Below are 25,238 nucleotides of genomic sequence, written 5' to 3'. Positions count from 1 at the left end.
GATCAACAACCGGCAGCTCAGTCTGCCGTTTCTGTTTTTTCTCGCGGAGGTGGTCGATGCCCTTTTTCACGGTTGACGGACAAGCACTGCACTACATTGATCAAGGCACCGGCCCCGCCGTGTTGCTGGCCGGCAGTTACCTTTGGGACCAAGCGATGTGGGCGCCGCAGATCGCCGCGCTGACCCCGCACTATCGCGTCATCGCCCTGGATCTGTGGGGCCATGGCGAGTCCGGCAAGTTACCTGAAGGAACGACATCGCTGGATGACATCGCCCGACAGGCGCAGGCCTTGCTTGATCATCTGGACATCGACCACGTCACCCTCGTCGGGCTTTCGGTCGGCGGCATGTGGGGCGCGCGCCTGGCGCTGTCCGCCCCGCAACGTCTCAACGGTCTGGTGCTGATGGACACCTACGTCGGCGTCGAGCCGGAACCGACCCGGCAGTATTACTTCTCGTTGTTCAAGCAGATCGAAGACAGCGGCACTATCTCCGAACAATTGCTCGACATCGTCGTACCGATCTTCTTCCGCCCGGGCATCGACCCGCAGTCGGCGCTGTATCAGGGCTTCCGCGCAAAACTGCAGAGCTACTCGCCCGAGCGTTTGCGCGAAAGCATCGTCCCGATGGGACGCATCACGTTTGGTCGCGACGACCTGTTGCCACGCCTGGGCGAGCTGAACCCGGCGACGACGCTGGTGCTGTGCGGTGACCAGGACAAACCCCGGCCACCCTCGGAAGCACGGGAAATGGCTGAATTGATCGGTTGCCCGTGCGTGCTGGTACCGGAGGCGGGGCATATCTCCAATCTGGAGAATCCCGGGTTTGTGACTGAGGCACTGCTGGCGTTTCTGGCCGAGCGCAACCGCTAGACCGAGTGAGCTTCATTCGCGAGCAGGCTCGCTCCCACAGTTAATCGCATTCTTGCTGAGGGAATGCAGTCAACTGTGGGAGCGAGCCTGCTCGCGAAAGGGCCGGTCCAAGCAATGAAAAACTACTTAGGCCCGAGAATCTTCACCAGCTTGTCCGGCGAAGGCGCGCCTTGCTGTTGTTGCAGTTCGCCTTTGTCATCCATGTAGAAAATTGCCGGGGTGGCCTGTAGTTCGAGGTCTTCCATCAACTGCATGTTGTCCGCAAGTTTGGTTTGCACGGCGACCGGAATGTCTTTCAAGGCCTTGAGCGCGCTGCCCTTACCGGCCTTTTCATGATCTTCCAGGGCCTTGGCCGGGTCTTTCGCCGCCAGCAGCGCGGCTGATTTGCCAGGGCTGTCTTCGCGGATGATGCCGACCATGATGTGGCGCAACTGCACTTTGCCGGCCTTGACCCATGGTCGCGCCTGTTCCCAGAACATGTTGCAGTACGGGCAGTTCGGATCGCTGAACAGGTACACCGTGCGCGGTGCATCCTTGTTGCCGTCCTGAATCCAGTTGCTCGCCTCGAACTTGGCCCAGACTTCCTTGGACATCGGTGCGTAGACCAGTTTCTGCAACGGCTCGCTGCTCAGGTCCTTGCCGTCGGCATCGTACAGATTACCCACCACGACGTGTTTGCCGTCCGGGGTCAGGTACAGCGCCATGCCGCGATTCTGGTATTGCGCGGCGTACCCGCGCAGGCCATCGGGGGCGTCGAACTGGCCGACGATTTTCGCGCCCTTGGCTTCGATCTTTTTGATTGCGGCGGGCAGTTCTTCAGCAGCCTGCACCGACGGCAAGTGCAGCAGGGCAGTGCCCAGGGTCAGCGTCAGCAGGTGGCGGAGGCGGGGCATGGCAGTTTCCTTGCAGAGTTGGCCGGGGCAACGGCCTGATTCGGGCTTGAAGGTGAAGTGTCGAAGGTTTCCAGGGCGCGGGCGAGGCTGGCGTTCGACAGTTCACCGAGGTGACTGGTCAGCAAGCGACCGTCCGGGCTATAGAACAGCGTAGTCGGTAACGCCATGGAACCCACGGCCTGACCGAGACGGCCGCGGCGGTCGAACAGCACGTTGTTCAGGCTCAGGCCCTGGGTTTCCAGGAACGTGGCCACGCTTTGCATGCTCTCGGCCTGATTGACGAACAGAAACGTCAGATCCGGGCGCTGCTGCTGGGCGTTTTCCAGCACCGGCATTTCTCGCCGGCATGGCGGGCACCAGGTCGCCCACAGGTTGATCACCAGCGGCCCGCCCTGATACTCACTGAGCTTGATGGTTTCGCCAGCGGCGTTGCGCAGGGATATATCCGGCAGGCGCGTACCCTGTTCGTAGATATTCAGCGAGAGGGTGGCAAGCAGCCAGAACGCCACGCCACTCACCACGCCGAAGCCCAACGGTCGACGCAAAGCGGGCCGGCGCCAGCCGCGATACAACGCCGCCAGCAACAGCACGATGACCCCGGGCCAGGCGAGGAAACCGCCGTCACGCAGATCGATGATCTGCCACGGGTCATTGCGATAGTGCGACCAGTACAGCGCGACAAACGCAATGCGCGCCGCAAGCATGCCCAGCAAGAACAGACTGAACAGCGCTGACTCGGGGTTCTCGCCGCCGCGCTTGGCGACTCGCCAGCCGACAAACGTCGCCAGCGCCAGAGCACTGATCAGCAGCAGGTGGTTGAGCGCGATGGCGAAGGTGCCGAGGGTGAACGTCAGCATCAGTTGGCATCTCGGGTGGCGGACCAGCGTTGCAGGAAGGTATCGGCATCGACCTCGCCGGTGATGCGCTGGCTGCGGCGTTCTTCGCCGTCAGCGCCGATCCAGATGAACGTCGGCGGCCCCGGCACTTTATAGCGACTGAGCAGCTCGCGGCTGGCAGCGTTGTCGGCGGTCACATCCAGGCGCAGCAGGCGCACATCGCTCAGGGCCTGCATGACTTTGGCCTCACCGAACACCTTCTTCTCCATGACTTTGCACGACACACACCAGTCGGCGTAGTAATCGAGCAACACCCACTGGCCCTGAGCCTTGGCCGCGTCGAGTTCGCGTTGCAGGGCGGTCGGTTCCTTGATGGTGATGAAGGCATCGTGGCCACTTGGCGCTGCACTGGCTGCACCGCCGGCGCTGTAGACCTGCAATGGCTGATACGGATCATCGCTGCCGCCCGCCGCACCAATCACCAACACGCTGCCCCACAAACCGAGCAACAAGGACAGGGCGCCAAACATTTGCGCGACGTGGCCAAAACCTTCGGATTGTTTCCATGAGCTGTAAGCGGCGATCAACAGCAGAGCGCCACACAGCCCCAGCCACAACGACGGATCCAGTACCGGGCGCAGCATCAACAATGCAGTGGCAAGAAAGAGGAAGCCGAATATGCCCTTGAGCAGATTCATCCACGCCCCGGGTTTCGGCAGGAATCGGTTGCCCACGGTGACCAGCAGCAACAGCGGCACACCAATGCCGATGCCCAGTGCAAACAGAATCAGACCGCCGTGCAACGCGTTACCGCTCTGCGCGATGTACAGCAGCGCGCCGGCCAGTGGCGCGGTCATGCACGGCCCGACCAACAGACCGGACAATGCGCCCAGCACACCGGCGCCGATCAGGCTGCCGCCGCTGCGGCTGCGCGACGCATGTTCCAGGCGATCACGCAGGACCACCGGCAGTTGCAGCTCGAAGAAGCCGAACATCGGCAGCGCCAGGATCACGAAAATCGCCGCAAATGCACCGAGCAACCACGGATTCTGCAACCACGCCTGCAAGTTCGCACCGAGCAGCGCAGCAATCACGCCCATCGCCGCATAAACCAGTGCCATGCAGATCACGTAGCTGCTGGCCAAGGCAAACCCGCGCCGTGGTGTGGCGCCACTGCCGACGATCATCCCCGCCAGAATCGGCAGCATCGGCAGCGAACACGGGGTAAACGCCAACAGCAGACCAAGTCCGAAGAACACCAGCAGACTCCAGCCCAGCGCTCGTTGTTGCAGACTGCTGGCCAAAGCCTGATCCGGGGCTTCAGCGCCTGTTGTTGCTGCGGCTTTGCCACCCAGATCGATCACCCTGGTTTGCGGTGGATAACACAGACCGGCATCGGCGCAGCCCTGATAACTGACTTTGATCTGACCGCTGGCCGCCGCCGGGATTTTCACTTCAAGCCCTTGGCGATAGACCGGCTGCTCGCCGAAGAACTCATCGCTGTGGGATTCGCCTTCAGGCAACACCGGCTGCTGATCAGCGGCGAGACCATCGAATTTCAGGCGTTTCTGATACAGGTAATAGCCGTCGGTGATCTGCCAGAACAGCTGGGTTTCGCCTGAATCCAGATGCTCGGAAGTCAACACGAACGCCTGGTCGACCGGCAAGAAGTCCGGTTTCGTATCGAAAGGATTGTTTCCAGCCTGGGCCAGGCCCGAGATCAGTAACGCAAACAAAACAAAAAAATGACGCATGGAGAAGCCTTGTCCCTGTGCAAGTGAGGTGCACAATGGGCAGCGGCGATTAACCGATGATTAACCGCCATGCCCTTGTCGCAGTGACGTTGGGCGCCATAATGTCAGCTTAATCGGCCAACTGCCTAATCCGCTTTTTTCTGTGGGATTCACCATGCACGTACTGGTTTGCGAAGACGACGAGCTGATTGCCAGCGGCATCGTTGCCGGCCTCACCGCCCAGGGTCTGACCGTCGAGCACGTCAACACCGCGTCCAAGGCGCGGGCGATGCTCAAGGTCGCCGAATTCGATGTGATGGTGCTCGATCTCGGCCTGCCGGACGAAGATGGCCTCAAGTTGCTGCAACAGTTGCGGCAGAGCGGCCTGGAAATTCCGGTTCTCATCCTAACTGCCCGTGACTCGGTGACCGATCGTGTCGATGGTCTGCAGGCCGGCGCCGACGACTATCTGCTCAAGCCTTTCGACCTGCGCGAACTGTTCGCTCGCCTGCAAACCCTGTTGCGCCGGGTGGCCGGTCGTAGCGTCAATCTGATCGAGCACGGCGCGCTGACCTACGACCCGAGCAGCCGCGAAACCCGTCTGGCCGGGCAACCGGTGGACCTGTCGCGTCGTGAGCAGTCGCTGTTGCAGGCGCTGCTGCACAATCGCGGCCGGGTGCTGTCCACCGAGCAACTGAAGGACAGCGTCTACGGCTTTAACGACGAGCTGGAAAGCAACGCGCTGAACGTGCACATCCATCATCTGCGCAGCAAGCTTGGCAAAGGCATCGTTGAAACCGTGCGCGGTCTGGGCTATCGCCTCGGGCCTGCCGATGGCGCAGAGCAAGGCAAATGATGAGTCTGCGACTGCGCCTGAGCCTGACGCTTGGCGCGGCGTTCGCGCTGATCTGGGCGCTGGCGGCGGCGTGGATGCTCAGCGATCTGCGCAATCAGATGATGTTTTCCCTCGACCAGCGTCTGGTGGCCTCCGCGCGCATGGTCGCCGGCTTGCTCGAGCAATTGCCGACGCTGCCGAGCAAGGGCGAGGGCACCCATTTCAGCGCCGAACAGCTGAATATTCCCGGGGGCATGGCTTGTCAGGTCAGCTCATTGCGCGGCGAGATTCTCGCGCGAAGCCATAACAACCCCGAGCAAGCGCTGGAAGCGGAAAAAATGGGCTTCCACGATCAGATGATCGACGGCGCACCGTGGCGCAGTTTCACCCTGGCCCGCGGCGATGTGCGCATCACTACGGCGGATAGGCAGATCGAGCGCGAAGCCTTGAACATGTCGATTCTGCTCGCTGCTTCGGTGCCGGTCGGTGTGGCCTTGCTGGGTTGCCTGTGCCTGCTGTGGCTGGGCATCGGTCAGGGGCTGGCGCCACTCAATCGACTGCGCGAGGCGCTGATGCGGCGCAATGCCGACTCTCTTGAACCATTGCAGTTGCAGGCGTTTCCCAGCGAATTGAAGCCGTTGCTGGAAACCCAGAATCAATTGTTCCAGCGCATCGGCAAGACCATCGAGCGTGAACGTCGCTTGACCGGTGACGCCGCGCATGAACTGCGCAGTCCGCTGACGGCGATCAAGACCCACCTGCAAGTGGCGCGCATGACCGACGGCAGCGCCCGCGATCAGTCGCTCGCGCGCGCCGAGGAGGGTGCCGATCGCTTGCATCGCACCCTTGAACAGTTGCTGTTGCTGGCGCGGGTCGAAGGCAGCCTGTCGTTCGATGACGGCTCGCAATGCAGCGCCGAGCAAGTGGCCAGACTGGCGATTCAGGACGCCACTGGCGGTGAACGGCTGCGGATCAAACTGCACGTGCCTGACGATCTGTCCGCCGCGCCGCTGCAAATGCCTGCCGTGCTGGCGATTGCTGCACTGCGTAACCTGCTCGACAACGCCTTGCGTCACACGCCTGAAGATTGCGCGGTCGAGGTAAACCTAGAGAGCATCGGCAATCGTGTGCGTTTTGTCGTGCGTGACCATGGTCCGGGCATTGCGCCGGATGATTTGCAGCATCTGACCCAGCGCTTCTGGCGCAACGGGCAGAGCACCGGTTGCGGGCTGGGGCTGGCAATTGTCCAGGCGATTGTTCAGCGCTGTGATTGTGCCCTGCATTTCGACAGCCGCCCGGACGGCTTGCGGGTCGAACTGACCATGCCGTTGCAAGCCCTCTGATCTCACCTCAGATCCCCTGTGGGAGCGAGCCTGCTCGCGAATGCGGTAAGTCATTCAACATCGACGTTGACTGGCCTGACGCTTTCGCGAGCAGGCTCGCTCCCACAAATGATCACGTTCTTCCACATCAAATGTAACTTCTCGGCGTTCGCTATCCGCCAGGGCCGGGGCTAAGGTCAACGCAGCTTTGACTCAATGGATTGAGGGAACTGCGCCATGGAAGCACCCGTCTGCGTTCGTTCGGCCACTCTGGCCGACACCGGCATCATCAACCGTATTGTCGAGCGCTCGATCCGTATCGGATGTGCACTCGATCACCGCAACCATCCACTTCTGGTCAGCGACTGGCTCAAGCGCTCCTCCGCCGATTTCATCAGTAGCCGGCTCGCCGACCCACACTTTTATCTCTGTATCGCTTCGTTCGAAGACAAACCGGTTGGTGTGGGCATGGCCCGGGTCAGTGGCGAAATCCTGCTGTGTTACGTCCAGCCGGAATCCTTTCGCCGGGGCGTCGGCAGGGCGCTGATGCACAATCTCGAGGGTTGGTTGCGCATTCGTGGTGTGCAGCATGTGCACCTCAACAGCACCCGCACCGCCGAGGCGTTCTATCGGCATCTGGGTTACCAACAGGCAGCGCCACCCGGCCACTCCATCGGCTTGCAAACCGTGCCGCTGCGCAAACCTTTGTCCTCACTGCCGTGACAACTCGATCAAGGGTGTAAATCCGCACCGCGCTGAAGCGTTTCCAGAACAGGAAAACCTGCAAGTGCGCCCCGCGACCGGAACGCGCACCTGTCGGTGTGCTGTTCTGGTCACTATCCATAGCGAATTGAGGGGTCGAGAGATGTCAGTCGCCACCAGTCTTATCGAAGCGTCGTCGGCCCGGGTCGCCTCGGCGCCGGCGGAAACCTTGTACGAATTCAACGAATCACCGTTGCTGGCGCGACAGAGCCGGCAGGAGTCCAACGCGCGCAGCTATCCTCGGCGTATTCCCTTGGCGCTCAAGCGTGCCAAGGGCTTGTATGTCGAGGATGTTGAAGGACGTACATTCATCGACTGCCTGGCCGGCGCCGGCACGCTGGCGCTGGGGCACAACCACCCGGTAGTGATCGAGGCGATCCAGCAAGTGCTGGCCGATGAGTTGCCGCTGCACACCCTCGACCTGACTACGCCGGTCAAGGATCAATTCGTCCAGGACCTGTTCGGACTGCTGCCGACGGAGCTGGCGGCGCAAGCGAAGATCCAGTTCTGTGGCCCGACCGGCACCGACGCCGTGGAAGCCGCGCTGAAACTGGTGCGCACCGCAACCGGGCGCAGCACCGTGCTGTCATTTTCCGGCGGTTATCACGGCATGAGCCAAGGTGCGTTGAGCCTGATGGGCAGCCTGGGGCCGAAAAAACCACTGGGTGCCTTGCTCAGCAACGGCGTGCAGTTCATGCCGTTCCCCTACGATTACCGCTGCCCGTTCGGTCTTGGCGGCGCAGCGGGCGTCAACGCCAATCTGAGTTATCTGGAAAGCCTGCTCAACGATCCCGAGGCTGGCGTGCAATTGCCGGCGGCGGTGATCGTCGAGGCGGTGCAGGGCGAGGGCGGCGTGATACCGGCGGACATCGAGTGGTTGCGCGGCTTGCGCCGGATCACCGAGAAGGCTGGTGTGGCGCTGATTGTCGATGAGATCCAGAGCGGGTTCGCCCGCACTGGCAAGATGTTTGCCTTTGAACACGCGGGCATCGTTCCGGATGTGGTTGTACTGTCCAAAGCCATCGGCGGCAGCCTGCCCTTGGCGGTGGTGGTTTACCGCGACTGGCTCGACACCTGGCAACCGGGCGCCCACGCCGGCACGTTCCGTGGCAATCAGATGGCCATGGCCGCCGGTTCAGCGGTGATGCGCTATCTGGTGGAGCACAAGGTTTGCGAGCACGCAGCCGCCATGGGTGATCGACTCAGCGAGCATCTGCACATCCTGCAACGCGACTTCCCGCAGATGGGCGATATTCGTGGTCGCGGCCTGATGCTCGGCGTCGAACTGGTGGACCCGAACGGCGCGCCCGACGCGCTCGGTCATCCGCCAGCGTTTGCGCGTCTGGCGCCGCTGGTTCAGCGTGAATGCCTCAAGCGTGGCCTGATTCTGGAGCTGGGCGGTCGCCATGGCGCAGTGGTGCGCTTCCTGCCGCCGCTGGTGATCACTGCCGCGGAAGTCGACCGGGTGGCCGAGATCTTCGGTCGCGCATTGGCCGCTGCCACCACCGCGCTGTAAATTTTTCCGCGCGGCGAACGTTCTTTCTACATACCCGGCTGCATTCTTTGTGCAGCCGACCTTACAACGATGGAGAACCAGCATGACGTCAGTATTCGACCGCGAGGACATCCTCTTTCAGGTCGTGGTCAACCACGAAGAGCAATACTCGATCTGGCCCGATTACAAAGCTGTGCCGCAAGGCTGGCGCACCGTGGGCAAGAGCGGCCTGAAAAAGGAATGCCTGGCCTACATCGAAGAAGTCTGGACCGACATGCGCCCGTTGAGCCTGCGCCAGAAGATGGATGCACAAGTCGCGGCCCAATAAGCTACCGGGCAAAAGAAACCCGCTGGGCCAGTGATGGTCAGCGGGTTTTTTCATGTCTGGAGAGTGACGTTGTGGGTGCGGGCCTCTTCGCGAGCAGGCTCGCTCCCACAGGGGATCGCATTTCAACTGTGGGAGCGAGCCTGCTCGCGAAGAACGATTACGCGGACTTACTGAAACTACGCTCCGCTCAACCCCTTGAGCAACAAATCCACATTCCCCTCCAGCTCCGCCAGCGGATCCGCCGCATCGGTACTCAACACCACCAGACGGCTGCCGGATTCGGCAATCGCCGCTTTCACCGGCTCCGCTGGCTGGCGATGGTGCAGCACCACTGCCACGTCATTGTCCTTTAGCGTCGCCGTCAGCTTCTTCAACTCCTCTGGCGTCCACTCGGCATCAGGCCGCGCGTCCTGTCCGGCCAGTTCAAGGTTGAGGCTGCCAATCAGATAGCCGAAGTGATCGCTCAAACTCATTACGCTGAGGTTGTCCGCTTCGGCCAGGCGCGCTTCGGTGTCCGCGCTGAGTTTCAGCAAGCGCTGTTTCAACGCCGCCAGGTTGGCTTCGATCGAAGGTTTGGCGCTCGGTGCCAGGCGCACCAGGTCTGCGGCCATCACATCGGCCATGCGCCCCATGTTGTTGCTCGCCAGCCATGGCTGACTGTTCAGATCATCAACCTGCAGGCCCGGCTGCACGGCGATGCCGGGCAGCGCACCGTCGACCGGGCGCGCAGCGTCGACTTCGACGATACGGATATTGCTGCGCCGCGCGATCGGGTACAGCGGATCATCGGCCCACAGCGAACGCAGACCGATTACCGCGTCCGCGCCGGTGGCCAGTTTGCTCAGCGCCGGAGCGCCACGGCCGGTGAAATACGCAGTCTGACGGCTACCCGGAAGGTTGGCCGGCGCCGCACGTTCGAGGTTGACGTTCGTGCCCTTGAGCAATGCTTCGCCCAATCCATAGGTGATCGGTAACGAGGCCAGAACGCGCAACGGTTTCGCAGTTTCAGCCGCCATCAACGGAGTGCAGACCACGCCACACAGGGCCATGGCCAGAGTCAGGTTACGCAATGAAAAAGCCATTTATCCAAGGTTCCCTTTCAGGCTGGGGACGACGCCGCGCGCAATGGCGGCGAGGGCGAAAGCGATGCCGGCGACCAGAATGATCGCGGCGCCGGACGGGATCGGCAGATCGAATACGATCGGCGCAAGAATCCCGCACAGGGTGCTGACGGTAGCGATCAGCACCGAACACCAGAAAAAACCTTTGAGCGACTGGCTAAGCAAGCGCGCCGCTGCCGCTGGAATCACCAGCAAGGCACCGACCAGAATCGCGCCAATCACCTTCACGGCGGCGACGGTGATCAAGGTCACCAGAATCACGAACAGGTAATCCAGGGTCTTGACCGCTACGCCACGCACCGCCGCCAGTTGCGGATTGAAACTGGCGAGCATGATGCGGTTGTACAGCGGCAGGGCGAGGGCCATGACCAGCGAACCGACGATGGCCAGCACCGCCAGATCATTGCCGTTGACGGTCAACACCGAACCGAACAGCACGTTTTCCAGAATGTGCACGTTGATCTTGCCGGCGAGAATCAGCAGCAGGCTCGCGCCCAGTGCCAGTGACACCGAGAGAAACACACCGATCAGCGTATCCGGTGCCAGCCCGGTGCGGTTGCGCAGGTAGTTGAGCAGGATGCCGAACAGCAGGCAGTAGCCGAACAGACTGCCGTACGGGCCGGTGTAGGGTTCGCCGAGCAGGATGCCGATGGCAACACCGGTCAACGCGGCATGGCCGACTGCTTCGGAAAAGAACGCGAAGCGCTTGACCACCACCAGCGTGCCGAGCCCGCCCAGCACCGGGCCGATCAGCAGGCCCGCGAGCAAGGCGTTGACCACGAAACCGTAGGCCAGCGCTTCCGGCAGATAACCGGAAGACGCCCAACCCTGGACCATCAAACGAAAGGCTTCGTAACTCATCAGACCGCGCTCCGTGGATGGGTGGAAAACAGCGTCAGCAGACGCTCCGGAGTCAGCGCCTGTTGCGGTGTGGCGTCGAACAGCACGCGGCGGTTGAGACCGGTAACCCGATCGGCCAGCCGACCCACCGCTTCCAGATCATGCTCGATCCACAGCACGGTGATGCCCGCTGCGCGCCAGTCAGTGAGCAGACGTTCGAACACCTGGATCCCGGCCTCATCGAGGGCCGACATCGGCTCGTCGAGCACCAGCAGCTGCGGCGCCGGAATCAAACCCTGCGCGAGCAGCACCCGCTGGCGCTCACCGCCGGACAGCGCGCCCATGCGCCGCTTGCGCTTGTCCTGCATGCCGACCCGCTCCAGCGCTTCGCCGATGGCGCCGGCATAGTGTTTGCTCAAGCCGAGAAAGGCCGGGCGGCGTTGACACATGGCGGCCATGAAATCGTCGACGGTCATCGGCAAGCCACGATCGAACTCCAGCGCCTGCGGAACGTAACCAATGGTGCCGGGCTCGCCGGGCCAGTGCAGGCTGAGCCGGCCCTGATGCGGCATCTGCCCGAGCAGGGTCTTGATCAGCGAACTCTTGCCACCACCATTGGGGCCGACCAGCGCATGCACGCTGCCGGGCTGCACCTGGAAGCTGACCTTGTCGAGAATCGTCGTGCGCCCCAGCGTCAGGCTCACTTCCGTAAACTCCAGCGATGGCCCGGTCATCCCCTGTGGGAGCGAGCCTGCTCGCGAATGCGGAGTGTCATTCAGCGAAGATGTTGCCTGATCCGGCGTCTTCGCGAGCAGGCTCGCTCCCACCGGGTTATTGGTGCTGTCAGGGATCAGGGTTTCTTTCGACGTCATGCCCCCGACTCCTGAATCGCCCGAACCACGGTGTTGAGGTTGCCGGTCATTTCCTTTTCGTACTTGTCGGCGGTGTATTCGCCGTAGGAAATGTGCGACAGCGGGTACAGCTTCACCCCGGATTCGCGCTGGATGGTGTCGACGTAGCTGGACGGGAAATCCATTTCCGAGAAGATCACTTTGACGTCGAGTTCACGCAACTGGTCGATGGTCTTTTTCAGCTGACTCGGGCTTGGCTCGATGCCGTGGGCCGGCTCGACCACGGCCGTCACTTCCAGACCGAATTCGCGCAACAGATAGTCGTAAGCCGCGTGCACCGTGGCCACGCGCAGTTCGGCGTTCGGTGCCTGGGTCAGTTTGGCCAAGGCGTCGGCGCGCATCTGCCGCAGGCGTTTGCCGTAGGCACGCGCGTTCTGGGTGTAGGTCTTGGCATTGTCCGGATCGATCTTGCCCAGCTCGCGGGCGATGTTGTTGACCTGGGCGATGGAGGCGCTTATCGACAGGAACGTGTGCGGATTGACCACTTTGCCGGCGCCGCGCGCAGCGACACCGGTGGCCGCCAGCAGCGGCACGTTCTCGTTGGCTTCGATGGTTTTGACGTTGGGTGTTTCGCTGGCGGCGATCATCCGGTCGGCGAAGTCGTCATGGCCGACGCCGTTGAGCACGATCACGTCCAGTCCGCTGATGCGCTTGATGTCTTCGGCGCGTGGTTCGTAGGCGTGCGGATTGAAGCCCGCAGGAATCAGCGGCACCACTTCTGCCTTGTCGCCGACGATGTTGGCGACGTAGCTGTAATACGGATGCAGAGTGATGCCGATACGCAGGCGTTTGCCTTGCTCGGCGCTGGCCAACGGGCTCAGCAGGCAGGAGCACAGGCCAAGCAGAAACAGACGTAACAATGGACGGCGAGGAGATGAAATGGACATGGGCAAGCAGTCTTCTCTCGGATAAAGGCGAGGAATCAATGGCGATGTTCGCGGGTAACCCCGGCATCGAATTGCGCGACGATCTGTTTCCAGCCAGCGGCGGACAGCGCCGCGTCGGACAGATCCTCCGCAGGCGCGAGGTCGGCGCTGCGGTTCAGCCAGATGTCCGGCGCCGCGTTGGCGTCAGTGCCGACACGCATCAAAAACGAACCGGCGACATCAGGCGTCGCACTCCGACCGAAATAGGCACGATCGGCGAACATCTGCCATGCGTGACCGCCACGGCTGACCGAACTGGCGTCCTGCGCGAACGGCGCGAAACCTTCTTCGGCCAGCACCTGTGGCGTCGGCAGGGCTTGTTGCTCTTCGCGCAGCAGACGGATTTCGTCGAGGGTCACGCGCAGGTCGGCATAGATGCCTTGCTCAGCGGCGCTGAGATCGCGGCGGGCGTCGTACTGGTTGCTGGCGACCGGCTCCGGTTCATGGGAAACCCCGCGCCACGCCACCACCGAGCCGGCGACCGCGAGGATCAGCAAGCACAACAGCAGCACGTTGAGGGTTTCATGGCCGGCGCCGGCCGGGCGTACCACTTGCGTCGTCGGGCTACTCATGGGGCTTCGATATCCGCCTGGTCGATTTCCACAACGTGGCCGGGGCCGGCGTCGAACAGCACATAGAACTCGCTGCCGGGCTTCTTGAACGTCAGCGTTGAGTCGTCACCGAGTTTGCCCGGCACCAGAATGGTTTCGTCATAGCCGATCACATCGAGGGTCACCCCCGGCGCGCCGCTGCCGTCGGAGAAACCGCCGGTGCATTTGATCTGTTCGGCATCGATGGCTTTGCATTCGCACATCGGATTGTGCGCCAGGGCGCTGGCGCTGAAACCGGCGCTCAGCAGCAGTGCAGCGCTGGCGAGCAAACGGGTCTGAAGGGGTGAGCGAGTCATGGTTTGGCTCCTTGTTTGTTCAGCCACGCAACCGTGGCGGGGGAGGCTTGGCTCAGGGGAATCGCGGCTTGGTGCATGCTGCCGTCCCAGCCTTCCATGGTGATCCACAGCTCGGCGTCAGGTTTGGTCTTTGCCGGGATCGGCATTTGCGTGCCCATGCGGTACGGGGTGCCGAAGAAGATCGTGCCAGCGGCGCGCAGACTGCGCGGTTTGCCGATGCGCAGGTAAGTGGCCTTGACCTGTTCGACGCAGGTATCACAAACGGCGGCAGTGAAATCCTTCATATAGCCGGCCGGACCGCTAAGGTGCGGCGCCTCGTCGCGCAGTTCGGCCAGGCGCAGGCTCCACGGGCCGACCTGAACGGTGCCTATCTCACGCTGGCCCAGGCCACTGTCGCCGCGAAACAGCGAGGCATCGGCAAAGTATTTCGGCATGAAGCCCAGCGGGATCAGCAACAGCAGGACATTGATGTGGAAACGCCACTTGTGCCAGAAACGCGACAGGCGCGACGGCGGTGTGACCGAGATGGCTTTGTTCACAGGCTCGCCTCCGAAGGTTCACGGCGCAGCGCCGGTTGGGCGGTGACGCGGTTTTTCTTGTCCTCGCGTTTCAGCGCATTGGCGGTGGCCAACGCGGTGCGCTTGGTCCAGATCAGCAGGCCGCTGAGGATCATCATGCTCAGCAACAGGCCGAAGAAGAACCAGATCAACTTGATCCAGATTCCACCGAAGTCGCCGGTGTGCAGCGGGCGCATGGATTCGGTGACGAATTCCAGCGAGGAGCGATCGGACAGCAACCGTGAGGAGGCCATTTCGCCGTTGTACGGGTTGAGAGTCGCGGTCTGATACATCAGCGGATACCAGCCACGGCCGCTGACGCTCATGTGCGAGTAGGCATTGCCCGGCAGGTTGACGTAGCTGGCTTCCAGCCCCGGAATCTTCTGCTGGGCGATTTCGATGGCGCGGTCCAGGCTGATGCGCGGCGGCGGGGTGCCGGCGGCCGAGATCGGCACACTTTCGCGGGACATCGCCGGGATGATCGGCTCGCTGGAAATGGAAATCTGGTTATCGAACAGGATCGCCTTGATCAGGAACCAGATGCCGGTGATCGAGATCACCGCGATGAACCAGATCGACCAGATGCCGCACAGGCGATGAAAGTCGCCCCAGAAGATCCGCGCACCATGGCGTACGCGCAGGGTCGGGCGCAGAAAACCTTTCCAGAAGCGCTTGTACACCACCAGCCCGGTAATCAGCGACACCAGCATCGGCACGCCGAGCAATGACACCAGATACCAGCCCCAGCTATAGCCATTGGTGAACGGCACCAGCCACCAGCCATGCAGGGCGCGGGTAAAGGCCTTGAAATCGAAGGCTGGCGCGGTGCCCTGAATGACCCCCGTGTACGGATTGACATAGACCGTCAACGAGCGCCCGTCGGGGTAGCTGACTTCGACATCGAGGGCAAAGTGCGACTCGTCCGGACGATTGATGCTCTGCACCAGGGTTTGCGGCTCGGCCTGTTTGATCGCGGCGAGAATCTGGTCGTAGCTCAGTCGCGGCGCATCGTCCGACGGCTGACTGGCGCGCATTTGCGGGTTGGCCAGCCAGACAATCTCCTGGCTGACCACCGCCAGCGTGCCGGTAACACAGACGATCAGCACAAAGAACCAGATCGGCAACGCCAGCCAGCTATGCACCAGGAACCACAGTTTGGAACGGGATTTCTTCGACATGATTGCGCGTCTTGATTGCGGTGGAAGGGGCCGGGCTACGGGCTTCGCAGCACGGAACTCCCCCGGGAGGCCGTTCGTGGCTTTTGCCTACGCGAACGGCCTGCATTCCTATAAGACGGATGAGCGAAGAAAATCCCGAAAGCGGATATGAAAGTAAATGTTTCGCAATTACATCGGCAGTGCATTTTTGCCGGTCGATCCGAGGCAAAAAGCCCTCAGCCTTGGCTGAACATCTCCATCGCCCGCTGGCGAATCTGCTCTTCGCTCAGATCCTCCTTGTGCGTGGCGAGAAACCACAGATGGCCCAACGGATCTCTCAGCGTGCCGCTGCGATCACCGTAAAACTGGTCTTTGACCTCGGAGACGCTTTGCGCGCCGGCATCCAGCGCTTGTTGAAAGGACTGGTCGACATCGGTGACATACAGGTGCAAGCCGATCGACACTGCCTGCTGCGGATTGCTCAGCGGCCCCTGATCGCAAGGCGTGCCGAGCATGATCGCGCTGTCGCCGATGCGCAGCTCGGCGTGGCCGATGTTGCCGTCGGGCATGGTCAGGCGCATGACTTCGCTGGCGTTGAAGGCTTTCTTGTAGAACTCGATGGCCTCGGCGGCCTGTTGGATGCCGAGATACGGGGTAATGCTGTGATACCCCTCGGGAATGGGTTTGACGCTCATGACGTTCTCCCTGTTTTTGTTTTCAACAGATGTGGTTACACCGGATTTACCCGGAGCAATCACTATAGAACCGTCCTTGCTGCGCAAATTGTTCGCCGACGAGCAGCGTCATCACTCATCGCGAAAGTGCGGGCCTGGCCCTCGGTCACCGAGCATGTCGCCTTTATTGCGTAACGGACACGCCTCCATGGACAGACAGCCGCAGCCGATGCACCCGGTGAGCTGATCGCGCATCAGCGTAAGTTGCCTGATCCGTTCATCGAGCTCGCGCTGCCATTGTTCAGACAGCATTTTCCAGTCCGCCGCCGACGGCGCGCGATCCTGCGGCAGGATCTTCAGCGCTTCGCCGATTTCCGCCAGCGGTATCCCCAGCCGTTGCGCAACTTTGATCAACGCCACCCGGCGCAGGACGGCGCGCGGATAGCGGCGCTGGTTGCCGGCATTGCGTTCACTCTTGATCAAACCTTTGGCTTCATAAAAGTGCAGCGCCGTGACTGCGACGCCACTGCGCGCAGCAACCTCGCCCACGGTGAGAGGCTTGTGCACCTGGTCCTTGCTGATCATGCGGAAAATACTCTTGACCTTGACTTAACTAGAGGTTTTACCCTGCAGCTCTTCGGGTCGCAAGGCTCGCTTCAACATGAGTGGGGGCTTTCCATGAGCAATCGCAGCTTTACCCAATTGATCGAATTCGAAATCGAACCCCGCCAGCAAGCAGCGCTGGTCTCGGCATTGGCGACGCAGACCGAGGGGCTGGCCCAGCGATACGACGGGTTTCTCAGCGCCAGCGTGCAGGCCAGCGACGACGGCCGCCGCGTGCTGAGTTTTTTGCAGTGGCAAAGTCGCGAAGCGGGGGAGGCGGCATTTCGCAGTTTCGAAAGCGGCGAAGAGGATTTCTGGCAGTTGATCCGCACCCATCGGGCGAAAACCGTGACCTTCAATTCGTTCCAGGTGCACAGCAGTATCGCCCGCAGCCACGACGACGCGCTGCACTGCCGTTTGCCGGTCAGCCAGTATTAGCGCAAAGCTGATAGCCACTATTGAGAGCGTTGATTTCTGCGCGAGCGTGCCCGGGCGTAGCCTTTCTCCATCGACCCCACATTGCTCGCCAGGACGCTCCCATGAACCGTTTACTGACTGTTTCGCTGATGCTCGCTGTTTCCGTACTCGCCGGTTGTGCCGGCCATGTTTCGCCCGAGCTGCGCCCTTACACCGCTGAAGAATCCCGCGAACTGGCGCTGGAAGCGCTGAACCGCAGCGGCTTGTCGTTCGACGAATACCACGCGAAAAAAGCCCAATTGCTCGGTCAGCCGCAGAAGACTTTTGGCTTCGACCAACAGGGTGAGATGAGTGCCGAACGTGCCATACAGCTGCACGGTCGTCAAAGCTGAAAGCAAACTGTACTGCTTGAAGTTTTCCCTAACTGTCCGTGGGTTTGCCGGGCCGTGTGGGATAGGGTCAACAGCTGAATGACCCTGGATGGACTGCCTCGATGAACCTCTCACTTGATCTGCTGTTGGCCTTCGCCCTGTTTGCCCTTGTCACCTCGATCACACCGGGGCCGAACAACACCATGTTGCTGGCTTCCGGAGTGAATTTCGGTTTCAACCGCACCATTCCGCACATGCTCGGCATCAGCTGCGGCTTCTTCCTGTTGGTGGTAGCGGTGGGCTTCGGCCTTGGCGCGGTGTTTCAGGCCTATCCGATTCTGTATACGGTGCTGCGATATGTCGGCGCGGCGTATTTGTTGTATCTGGCGTGGAAGATCGCCCACTCCGGCCCGGTCGGCGACAGTGCCCACGGCGAGGCTAAACCAATCAGCTATCTGGGCGCCGCAGCGTTCCAGTGGGTCAATCCCAAGGCATGGATCATGGCCATCGGTGCCATCAGCACGTACACGCCGATGCAGGGTTATTTCTATAACGTCGTGATCATCGCGGCGGTGTTCGCCATCATCAATCTGCCCAGTGTCGGCCTGTGGGCGGCGTGCGGCACGCTGTTGCGCAATGTGCTGAAAGATCCGCGCTGGTTGCGCGTGTTCAATTGGGGCATGGCGGCGCTGTTGGTGATCTCGCTGTATCCGTTACTTCTGGAAAGCTTTCACTGACGCATTGCTTCAATCGCCGGCCCGATGCCTGTTAAGCTCGGTTTCAGGAGCGTTCCTACGCACTTTTAAATGAAGCCCTACTTCTTTAACGGCATCCGATCAGGTATTGATGACGCTCTCGAACCCATGCACAGCTCACGAGGCTGTGCATTGTCGTTTGCAGACACGAGCCTCCTGATCCCGGAACACGCTCTGCGAGTCCTTTATGAACACACGTCCGTTGTATTTCGATTACGCCGCCACCACCCCGGTGGATGAGCGGGTCATCCAGGTGATGATCGAGTGTCTGGGTTTTCACGGTAACTTCGGTAACCCGGCGTCCAGCTCCCACGCTTTCGGCCAGCAGGCCCGGCAGACGGTCGAGCAGGCACGTCGGCAAGTTGCCGATCTGGTCGGCGCGCAGCCTGAGCAGATTGTCTGGACCTCCGGGGCCACCGAATCCAACAACCTCGCCCTCAAAGGCGTCGCTCAGGCCCGTGGCATTCCCGGCGGCCATATCATTACCAGTCAGATCGAACACAAGGCCATTCTCGACACCGCGCGGCAATTGCAGGATTCGGGCATTGCCGTGACCTATCTGGTGCCGGACGCGGAAGGCTTGATCACGCCGCAAGCGGTCAGCGAAGCGATGCGTGACGACACCTTTCTGGTCTCGCTGATGCTGGTCAACAATGAGTTGGGCACGGTCAACGATGTCGAGGCGATTGGCGAAGTGGTGCGCACTCGGCAGGCGTTGTTTCATGTGGATGCGGCGCAAGGCGCGGGCAAAGTCGCGATCGACCTGAGCCGCTGGCCGGTGGATCTGATGTCGTTTTCCGCACACAAACTCTACGGCCCCAAGGGCATCGGCGCCTTGTATGTCGGCCCGCAGGCGCAGCAACGCTTGCAGGCACAGATCCACGGCGGCGGTCATGAAGGTGGCCTGCGCTCCGGAACCCTGGCGACTCATCAGATTGCCGGGATGGGCGCTGCTTTCGCTTTGGCCGCCGACGCATTCGATGAAGAGAAAAAATCCATCATCGCTTTGCGCGAACGCTTGCTCGAACAGCTTTTGAAGTTGCCCGGCGTGCGCCTCAATGGCAGTGCCTCGCAACGTATTCCGCACACCCTGAGCCTGACCTTCAGCGAGGGCGAGTTCAACAGCGCCGCATTGAGCCATTCGATCGCGTTTTCCGCGACGTCGGCGTGTAATTCCGCAAGTAATGCGCCGTCCCACGTGCTGCTCGCGCTCGGGCATGATGCGCGGCTGGCGGGGCGCACCATTCGCTTGAGCCTCGGGCGGTTTACCACCGTCGAGGATGTCGACAAGGCCGTTGACCTGATCACAACCGCCTGCGCCAGTGCTCCGGCATTCTGGGCGACGGGGCTTTAAACAGCCGACGCTTTCCATGGCCGCGAAGGCTACGAACAATAACGATGACGCGATTAGCAGGAGACATGATGAGTTCCCACACCTTGACCGAAGGATCGGTGCCTCAGCGCCTGGCGCATACCCGTGAACTGATGCGCCGCGAAGGCATCCATGCGCTGCTGGTGCCGTCCGCCGACCCGCATCTTTCGGAATACCTGCCGGGTTACTGGCAGGGCCGGCAATGGCTGTCGGGTTTCCACGGTTCGGTCGGTACGCTGATCGTCACTGCGGATTTCGCCGGCGTGTGGGCCGACAGTCGTTACTGGGAACAGGCGACGAAAGAGCTCAACGGCAGCGGCATCGAACTGGTCAAGCTGCAACCGGGGCAACCGAGCCCGCTGGACTGGCTGGCCGAGCAAACCCCCGAGGGCGGCGTGGTTGCGGTCGATGGTGCGGTAATGGCGGTGGCTTCGGCGCGCACACTGAGCAGCAAGCTCGAGGCACGCGGTGCTCGCCTGCGCACCGATTTCGACCTGTTGCAGGAAGTCTGGCGTGATCGCCCGAGCCTGCCGAACGCGCCGATCTATCAGCATCTGCCGCCGCAAGCGACTATCAGCCGTGGCGAGAAACTGGCGAAATTGCGCGAAGCCTTGCAAGAGCGTGGCGCCGATTGGCATTTCATCGCCACCCTCGACGACATCGCTTGGCTGTTCAACCTGCGTGGCGGTGATGTTTCGTTCAATCCGGTGTTTGTTTCGTTCGCCTTGATCAATCAGCAACAGGCCACGCTGTTCGTGGCGCTGAGCAAGGTCGATGCCGATCTGCGCGCCGTACTGGAGCAGGATGGCGTAACGCTGCGTGACTACAGCGAAGTGGCCGATGCGTTGCGGTCTGTGCCGAGTGGCGCGAGCCTGCTGGTCGATCCGGCGCGAGTGACCACGGGGTTGCTGGATAACCTGGACAGTGGCGTGAAACTGGTCGAAGGCCTCAACCCGACCACGCTGGCCAAGTCGCAGAAAAGCGAAGCCGACGCGCAGCACATCCGTGAAGCCATGGAGCAGGATGGCGCGGCGTTGTGCGAATTCTTTGCCTGGCTGGAGTCAGCGTGGGGGCGCGAGCGCATCACCGAACTGACCATCGACGAGAAACTTACCGCTGCCCGTGAGCGGCGTCCCGATTACGTTTCGCTGAGCTTCAACACTATTGCCGCGTTCAACGCCAATGGTGCGATGCCGCACTATCACGCTACTGAAGAGGAGCATGCGTTGATCGAGGGTGATGGTCTGTTGCTCATCGATTCCGGTGGTCAATACCTCGGAGGTACCACAGACATCACGCGCATGGTCCCGGTGGGTACGCCGACCCAGGAGCAGAAACAGGATTGCACGCGCGTGTTGAAAGGCGTGATTGCGCTTTCGCGGGCACGATTTCCGAAAGGCATTCTGTCGCCGCTGCTCGACGCCATCGCTCGTGCGCCGATCTGGGCTGACAACGTCGACTACGGTCACGGCACAGGTCATGGCGTGGGCTATTTCCTCAACGTTCACGAAGGTCCGCAGGTAATTGCCTATCAGGCGGCACCGGCGCCACAAACGGCAATGCAGCCGGGGATGATCACCTCGATCGAGCCCGGCACCTATCGTCCGGGTCGCTGGGGTGTGCGCATCGAAAACCTGGCGATGAACCGTGAGGCCGGCAGCAGCGAATTCGGCGACTTCCTCAAGTTCGAAACCCTGACGCTGTGCCCGATCGATACCCGCTGCCTGATTGCTGACCTGCTGACTCAGGAAGAAAAGCAGTGGCTCAATGCTTATCACAGTGAAGTGCGTGAGCGACTGAGTCCATTGCTGGATGGTGCGGCGCTGAGCTGGCTGAACGAGCGCACTGTGGCCATTTGATCGATTTACCCAAGGCACCGCTCGCGGTGCCTTAGGGCTCGGCTTCAATCCTGGCGCAATGCCTCTTCCACGAAGTCGAGTCGATCCTGACCGAAGAACAACTGATCGCCAATGAACATGCTGGGGGCACCGAAAACGCCGCGCTTGATGGCGGCTTCGGTGTTTTCCTTGAGTGCGGCTTTTACTGATTCATCGTTGGTCAGCGCCATTATCTCTTGGGGGGCGAAGCCGTTTTCAGTCAGCACGGCGGCAACGGTTTGCGGATCGTTGAGGTTACGGCCTTCTACCCAAAGCGCCTTGAACAGGCAATCGACGAACTCGGCGAAACGCTGCGGCTGGCGCATCTGCATGCCAGTGACGGCACGCATTAATATCAGCGTGTTGATTGGAAAGTGCGGATTGAATCTGAGCTGTACGCCGTAGCGTTTGGCGAAGCGATCGAGGTCCTGAAACATGTAGCGGCCCTTGGCCGGAATCATTGCCGGCGAAGCGTTGCCGGTGGCTTTGAACACGCCACCCAATAGCATCGGGATGTAGATCAGTTCGCTCTGGGTATCGGCGCAGATTTTCGCTAGCTGGGTGTGCGCCAGATAGGTGGTCGGGCTGCCGAGGTCGAAATAGAATTCCACGGTTTTCGTCATGATCAAATCGCTCTCTTATTGTTGTAATGAGGGGGGAGGGCTTACCAGCGTTCGTTCCATGGGCGCAGGTCCAGCTCGAAGGTCCAGGCATCCCGTGGCTGACTGTGCAGATACCAATAGTTTTCGGCGATGTGCTCTGGATCGAGAATGCCGTCCTGATCCTTGGTCGCGTATTTTTCGGGAAAGCTGCTGCGGATGAAGTCGGTGTCGATCGCACCATCAACCACTACGTGGGCGACATGAATGTTCATCGGTCCCAACTCTCTCGCCATGCTTTGCGCCAGTGCGCGGATGCCGTGTTTGGCTCCGGCGAAAGCGGCAAATCCAGAAGCACCGCGCAGCCCGGCCGTGGCACCAGTGAACAGAATCGTGCCGCGCTGCCGAGTGACCATGCGCTTGGCCACTTCACGGGCATTGAGAAAACCGGAGAAGCAGGCCATCTCCCAGATCTTGAAATATTTGCGCGCAGTTTCTTCGAGAATGCTGCAAGGCACGTTGGCGCCGATGTTGAAGACAAAGGCGTCAATCGGGCCGACGCGGGTTTCGATGTCTTCGATCAAGGCGATGACGTCATCTTCCTTGCGCGCATCGCAGGCAAAACCATGGGCCTCACCGCCCTCAGCGATGATTGCGTCAACCAGAGGCTGCAGTTTGTCGGCGCTGCGCCGGGTTACGCAGGCAATAAAACCCTCACTGGCAAAGCGTTTGGCAATGGCCCCGCCGGTGGCATCGCCGGCCCCGACAATCAACACGACCTTCTTGTTATTCATGGGTGAACCCTTTTTGGTTAACGATCGTTTAGTTAACGAACGTTATGCTAGGATTCGGGCAGCGTCAAGGCGAGCTATTTCAGGAGAGGACATGCGTTATTCGGCCGGACACAAATCGGAAACCCGCGAACGATTGCTGCAAAGCAGCGCGCTGTCGGCAAAGAAATCGGGGTTTTCCACGGTGGGCGTGGATGGCCTGATGAAAGCCATCGGTTTGAGTGGCGCCGCGTTCTACAGCCACTTTTCATCCAAGGATGCGTTGTTCGCTGCCATCGTCGAGCGAGAGTTGAGTGAAAGTCTTGAGCGCCTTGGTGGCCAGGGCGGTGCAGATCGGCAGCGGCTGGAGCGTTGTCTGAAGCAGTACCTGAGCATGGCCCACGTCGAGCAACCCGAGGCCGGTTGCGCGCTGCCGACATTGGGCGCGGAGATTGCCCGTGCCGATGTACAGGTGCGTGAGCAGGCTGAAGAATGGATCTGCCGCCTTCAGCAGGGCTGGGCTGAGATACTGGAAAGCGAGAGTCTGGCCTGGTCGGTGCTGTCGCAATGTGTGGGGGCGTTGGTGGTCGCGCGAATGCTGGCAACACCGGACGTGCAGCGTACGGTGTTGCGCTCGAGTCATGAGCAAATCACTCGTCAGCTCGCTTTGCCACGAGCCGAGTAGTTATTTGCAGATGACGATCATGCTGCGGCTGGTATAACCGGCGGGGTTCAGGCCGAACGGATAATCGCCAGGTTCCTCGACGGCATCCCCGGATTTGGCGATTACCTTGTAGCCCTTGGGAGCGCAGGAGTTGGCTGCGCTGGTGTAGCACTTGTCCCATGAGGATGAAAGACCGGAACAGTTGATGTGCAGTCCCTTCTTGCCGCGTTTGACCTGGGTTTCCGAAGTCGCCGCGCAACTCGCGATCGCCAGCAGGGCGATCATTAGCAAAATTCGTTTCATTACCATCCTTAATAGCGGCCGCGAGTCTGGTGCTCGGGTCTGCCTGTATTCGCTCGCGTTTGCAGCGTTGTGCCGTCCTTTGCGAAAAAATCCATGCCTGGCGATGGGTTACGCAGCTAAACATGGCCTAAATGAGCGCCAATTACCAGACCCCACTTTCTATTACGCTTCAGTCGGCAGCGACAGCAGGCTTTGCTCCACTGCCCATGGTCATGGTTGCGCCCACTGACGCCAGAATAATGCACAGGATGGCCAGCCATTGTGACAATGAAAGGTATTCCTGGAGAAAAAGCAGACCTGATAGTGCTCCGAAGGCCGGTTCGATACTCATGAGCGTGCCGAAGGTGCGCGCGGGCATACGGGTCAGGGCGACCATCTCCAGGGTATAGGGCAGGGCGGTGGACAGAATGGCGACTCCGATAGCAATCGGTATCAGTGATGGTGTAAGCAGCGCAGCGCCTGCATGAACGATTCCGATCGGCGCCACGAACAGCGCGGCGATCATCACGCCGAGTGCTGCCGTCGTCACTCCGTTGTCGGCGCCGGCCTTCTGCCCGAACAGAATGTACAGCGCCCAGCAGACCCCGGCGCCCAACGCATAGCCCGCTCCGACCAGGTCAATACCGGCAGTGGTAGCGCCGGTGGGTATCAATAGAAGCAAGCCGGCCGCAGCAAGCGCAATCCATACAAAATCTATGGCGCGGCGAGAGGCATATATAGCTACAGCCAGAGGGCCGGTGAATTCCAGCGCAACGGCGATGCCTAGCGGCACTGTGCGCAGCGACATATAGAAGAGGAAGTTCATTCCGCCCAATGCCATCCCGTAGACGATCACGGTACGAAGAGACTTGGCGGTCAGCTTTGCACGCCATGGGCGCAGTATCAGCAGCATGATCACGCTGGCAAAGATCAATCGAAGAGTGGTTGTTCCTTGTGCGCCGATAATGGGGAACATGCTTTTGGCCAGAGAAGCGCCCGACTGGATGGACGCCATGGCTATCATGAGCAGGCAAACCGGAAACAATGTGGAAGCAAGGGAGCGAGGTTGATCATTCATTGCGCGGCAGCATCCAAGGCAAAAACACAGTATTGTTGTGGTAGTGGGCAATATACTGCGCATTGGATGGGGTCGCGTCTATATATAGAAAGCGTTTTTGCTGATTTGAAAGAAAAGCGAAATTAACGGTTGACGGCAGATTCCAGAGGTCTATAATTCGCCCCACTTCCGGCGCAGTCGAAACGGAAAACTCCTTGAGATTCAAAGAGTTAGGCAGTTTTCGACAGCGGCTTGCTTCAGATCATCGAAGCCTGGAAGGAGTTGAAAGAGCAGTGATGTGC

General features: G+C 60.8%; 29 protein-coding genes. 12 read left to right on the top strand and 17 right to left on the bottom strand.

The features are described from left to right. The first annotated feature begins 56 nt into the window (after positions 1-56). Positions 57-872: an alpha/beta fold hydrolase gene (locus tag KVG87_RS16540; protein WP_217851623.1), complete on the top strand. Its 816-nt coding sequence runs from the start codon at positions 57-59 to the stop codon at positions 870-872. Between the two features lie 122 nt (positions 873-994). Here the strand turns inward: KVG87_RS16540 and dsbG are convergent, their stop codons facing one another. The 3 genes from dsbG to dsbD are packed head-to-tail and all read right to left on the bottom strand — an operon-like array spanning position 995 to position 4,355. After that, positions 995-1,765 (bottom strand): thiol:disulfide interchange protein DsbG, encoded by a 771-nt coding sequence (gene dsbG, locus KVG87_RS16535; RefSeq protein WP_217851620.1) that lies wholly within the window; start codon positions 1,763-1,765, stop codon positions 995-997. Further along, entirely contained in the window at positions 1,741-2,622 is an 882-nt protein-coding gene (locus KVG87_RS16530) for a TlpA disulfide reductase family protein (RefSeq protein ID WP_217851618.1), read from the bottom strand. Before KVG87_RS16530 ends, dsbG begins: the two co-directional genes overlap by 25 nt. Continuing rightward, positions 2,622-4,355 (bottom strand): protein-disulfide reductase DsbD, encoded by a 1,734-nt coding sequence (dsbD, locus tag KVG87_RS16525; protein WP_217851616.1) that lies wholly within the window; start codon positions 4,353-4,355, stop codon positions 2,622-2,624. The genes KVG87_RS16530 and dsbD overlap by 1 nt, the downstream gene beginning before the upstream one ends. A 154-nt stretch (positions 4,356-4,509) precedes the next feature. Here dsbD and KVG87_RS16520 point away from each other — a divergent pair, with 154 nt between their 5' ends. From KVG87_RS16520 to KVG87_RS16500, 5 genes are all read left to right on the top strand, one after another. Next, the gene (locus tag KVG87_RS16520; protein WP_039759813.1) at positions 4,510-5,190 is read left to right on the top strand and encodes a response regulator; all 681 of its coding nucleotides are present in this window, start codon (positions 4,510-4,512) and stop codon (positions 5,188-5,190) included. Continuing rightward, positions 5,187-6,512 carry an ATP-binding protein gene (locus tag KVG87_RS16515; protein WP_217851614.1) on the top strand — a complete coding sequence of 442 codons (1,326 nt, stop codon included), beginning with the start codon at positions 5,187-5,189 and terminating at the stop codon, positions 6,510-6,512. Before KVG87_RS16520 ends, KVG87_RS16515 begins: the two co-directional genes overlap by 4 nt. Positions 6,513-6,728: 216 nt before the next feature. Then, complete coding sequence (locus KVG87_RS16510; protein WP_217851612.1) at positions 6,729-7,214, top strand: GNAT family N-acetyltransferase; 486 nt, start codon at positions 6,729-6,731, stop codon at positions 7,212-7,214. Positions 7,215-7,356: 142 nt separating this feature from the next. Continuing rightward, positions 7,357-8,769 carry an aspartate aminotransferase family protein gene (locus KVG87_RS16505; protein ID WP_217851610.1) on the top strand — a complete coding sequence of 471 codons (1,413 nt, stop codon included), beginning with the start codon at positions 7,357-7,359 and terminating at the stop codon, positions 8,767-8,769. Positions 8,770-8,851: 82 nt separating this feature from the next. Next, positions 8,852-9,076: an MbtH family protein gene (locus tag KVG87_RS16500; RefSeq protein WP_016770808.1), complete on the top strand. Its 225-nt coding sequence runs from the start codon at positions 8,852-8,854 to the stop codon at positions 9,074-9,076. Between the two features lie 176 nt (positions 9,077-9,252). Here KVG87_RS16500 and KVG87_RS16495 read toward each other — a convergent pair whose 3' ends face one another. The 10 genes from KVG87_RS16495 to soxR form a co-directional block, all read right to left on the bottom strand. Continuing rightward, complete coding sequence (locus KVG87_RS16495) at positions 9,253-10,158, bottom strand: metal ABC transporter substrate-binding protein (RefSeq protein WP_217851608.1); 906 nt, start codon at positions 10,156-10,158, stop codon at positions 9,253-9,255. Then, positions 10,159-11,058, bottom strand: coding sequence for a metal ABC transporter permease (locus KVG87_RS16490; RefSeq protein ID WP_007917717.1), 900 nt, complete (start codon positions 11,056-11,058; stop codon positions 10,159-10,161). Then, positions 11,058-11,771 (bottom strand): metal ABC transporter ATP-binding protein, encoded by a 714-nt coding sequence (locus KVG87_RS16485; protein ID WP_164568664.1) that lies wholly within the window; start codon positions 11,769-11,771, stop codon positions 11,058-11,060. The genes KVG87_RS16490 and KVG87_RS16485 overlap by 1 nt, the downstream gene beginning before the upstream one ends. Before the next feature lie 134 nt (positions 11,772-11,905). Next, positions 11,906-12,835: a metal ABC transporter substrate-binding protein gene (locus tag KVG87_RS16480; RefSeq protein ID WP_217851606.1), complete on the bottom strand. Its 930-nt coding sequence runs from the start codon at positions 12,833-12,835 to the stop codon at positions 11,906-11,908. Positions 12,836-12,870: 35 nt separating this feature from the next. After that, positions 12,871-13,446, bottom strand: coding sequence for a DUF6162 family protein (locus tag KVG87_RS16475; protein ID WP_217851603.1), 576 nt, complete (start codon positions 13,444-13,446; stop codon positions 12,871-12,873). Then, entirely contained in the window at positions 13,443-13,781 is a 339-nt protein-coding gene (locus KVG87_RS16470; protein WP_016770802.1) for a hypothetical protein, read from the bottom strand. Before KVG87_RS16470 ends, KVG87_RS16475 begins: the two co-directional genes overlap by 4 nt. Further along, a complete protein-coding gene (locus KVG87_RS16465; protein WP_016770801.1) occupies positions 13,778-14,320 on the bottom strand; it encodes a PA2404 family protein in 543 nt (180 codons plus the stop codon). The genes KVG87_RS16470 and KVG87_RS16465 overlap by 4 nt, the downstream gene beginning before the upstream one ends. Further along, the gene (locus KVG87_RS16460; protein WP_016770800.1) at positions 14,317-15,516 is read right to left on the bottom strand and encodes a PepSY-associated TM helix domain-containing protein; all 1,200 of its coding nucleotides are present in this window, start codon (positions 15,514-15,516) and stop codon (positions 14,317-14,319) included. Before KVG87_RS16460 ends, KVG87_RS16465 begins: the two co-directional genes overlap by 4 nt. Positions 15,517-15,731: 215 nt before the next feature. Further along, positions 15,732-16,190: a VOC family protein gene (locus tag KVG87_RS16455; RefSeq protein WP_217851600.1), complete on the bottom strand. Its 459-nt coding sequence runs from the start codon at positions 16,188-16,190 to the stop codon at positions 15,732-15,734. Positions 16,191-16,301: 111 nt separating this feature from the next. Further along, the gene (gene soxR, locus KVG87_RS16450) at positions 16,302-16,754 is read right to left on the bottom strand and encodes a redox-sensitive transcriptional activator SoxR (RefSeq protein WP_056788635.1); all 453 of its coding nucleotides are present in this window, start codon (positions 16,752-16,754) and stop codon (positions 16,302-16,304) included. 93 nt (positions 16,755-16,847) lie between these two features. Between soxR and KVG87_RS16445 the strand changes: the two genes are divergently transcribed. From KVG87_RS16445 to KVG87_RS16425, 5 genes are all read left to right on the top strand, one after another. Next, a complete protein-coding gene (locus KVG87_RS16445; RefSeq protein WP_016770724.1) occupies positions 16,848-17,210 on the top strand; it encodes an antibiotic biosynthesis monooxygenase in 363 nt (120 codons plus the stop codon). 101 nt (positions 17,211-17,311) lie between these two features. After that, the gene (locus tag KVG87_RS16440) at positions 17,312-17,581 is read left to right on the top strand and encodes a hypothetical protein (protein ID WP_217851598.1); all 270 of its coding nucleotides are present in this window, start codon (positions 17,312-17,314) and stop codon (positions 17,579-17,581) included. 101 nt (positions 17,582-17,682) lie between these two features. Then, complete coding sequence (locus KVG87_RS16435) at positions 17,683-18,297, top strand: LysE family translocator (protein WP_076563682.1); 615 nt, start codon at positions 17,683-17,685, stop codon at positions 18,295-18,297. Between the two features lie 205 nt (positions 18,298-18,502). Continuing rightward, positions 18,503-19,669: an aminotransferase class V-fold PLP-dependent enzyme gene (locus KVG87_RS16430; protein WP_217851596.1), complete on the top strand. Its 1,167-nt coding sequence runs from the start codon at positions 18,503-18,505 to the stop codon at positions 19,667-19,669. Positions 19,670-19,737: 68 nt separating this feature from the next. Further along, positions 19,738-21,546 (top strand): aminopeptidase P family protein, encoded by a 1,809-nt coding sequence (locus KVG87_RS16425; protein WP_217851594.1) that lies wholly within the window; start codon positions 19,738-19,740, stop codon positions 21,544-21,546. A gap of 44 nt (positions 21,547-21,590) precedes the next feature. Here the strand turns inward: KVG87_RS16425 and KVG87_RS16420 are convergent, their stop codons facing one another. Further along, entirely contained in the window at positions 21,591-22,187 is a 597-nt protein-coding gene (locus tag KVG87_RS16420; protein ID WP_125917374.1) for a 2-hydroxychromene-2-carboxylate isomerase, read from the bottom strand. Between the two features lie 41 nt (positions 22,188-22,228). Then, positions 22,229-22,957 carry an SDR family oxidoreductase gene (locus KVG87_RS16415; RefSeq protein WP_217851592.1) on the bottom strand — a complete coding sequence of 243 codons (729 nt, stop codon included), beginning with the start codon at positions 22,955-22,957 and terminating at the stop codon, positions 22,229-22,231. Between the two features lie 91 nt (positions 22,958-23,048). Here KVG87_RS16415 and KVG87_RS16410 point away from each other — a divergent pair, with 91 nt between their 5' ends. Then, positions 23,049-23,618 (top strand): TetR/AcrR family transcriptional regulator, encoded by a 570-nt coding sequence (locus KVG87_RS16410; RefSeq protein WP_217851589.1) that lies wholly within the window; start codon positions 23,049-23,051, stop codon positions 23,616-23,618. On the opposite strand, the gene KVG87_RS16405 is transcribed toward KVG87_RS16410, so the two are convergent. After that, entirely contained in the window at positions 23,619-23,900 is a 282-nt protein-coding gene (locus KVG87_RS16405; protein WP_041478482.1) for a hypothetical protein, read from the bottom strand. A 169-nt stretch (positions 23,901-24,069) separates the two neighbouring features. Beyond that, complete coding sequence (rhtA, locus tag KVG87_RS16400) at positions 24,070-24,957, bottom strand: threonine/homoserine exporter RhtA (protein ID WP_016770790.1); 888 nt, start codon at positions 24,955-24,957, stop codon at positions 24,070-24,072. Positions 24,958-25,238 lie beyond the last annotated feature (281 nt).

Source organism: Pseudomonas siliginis (genome assembly GCF_019145195.1).
GTDB classification, from domain to species: Bacteria; Pseudomonadota; Gammaproteobacteria; order Pseudomonadales; family Pseudomonadaceae; genus Aquipseudomonas; species Aquipseudomonas siliginis.
This window is presented reverse-complemented; position numbering and strand designations above follow the sequence as displayed.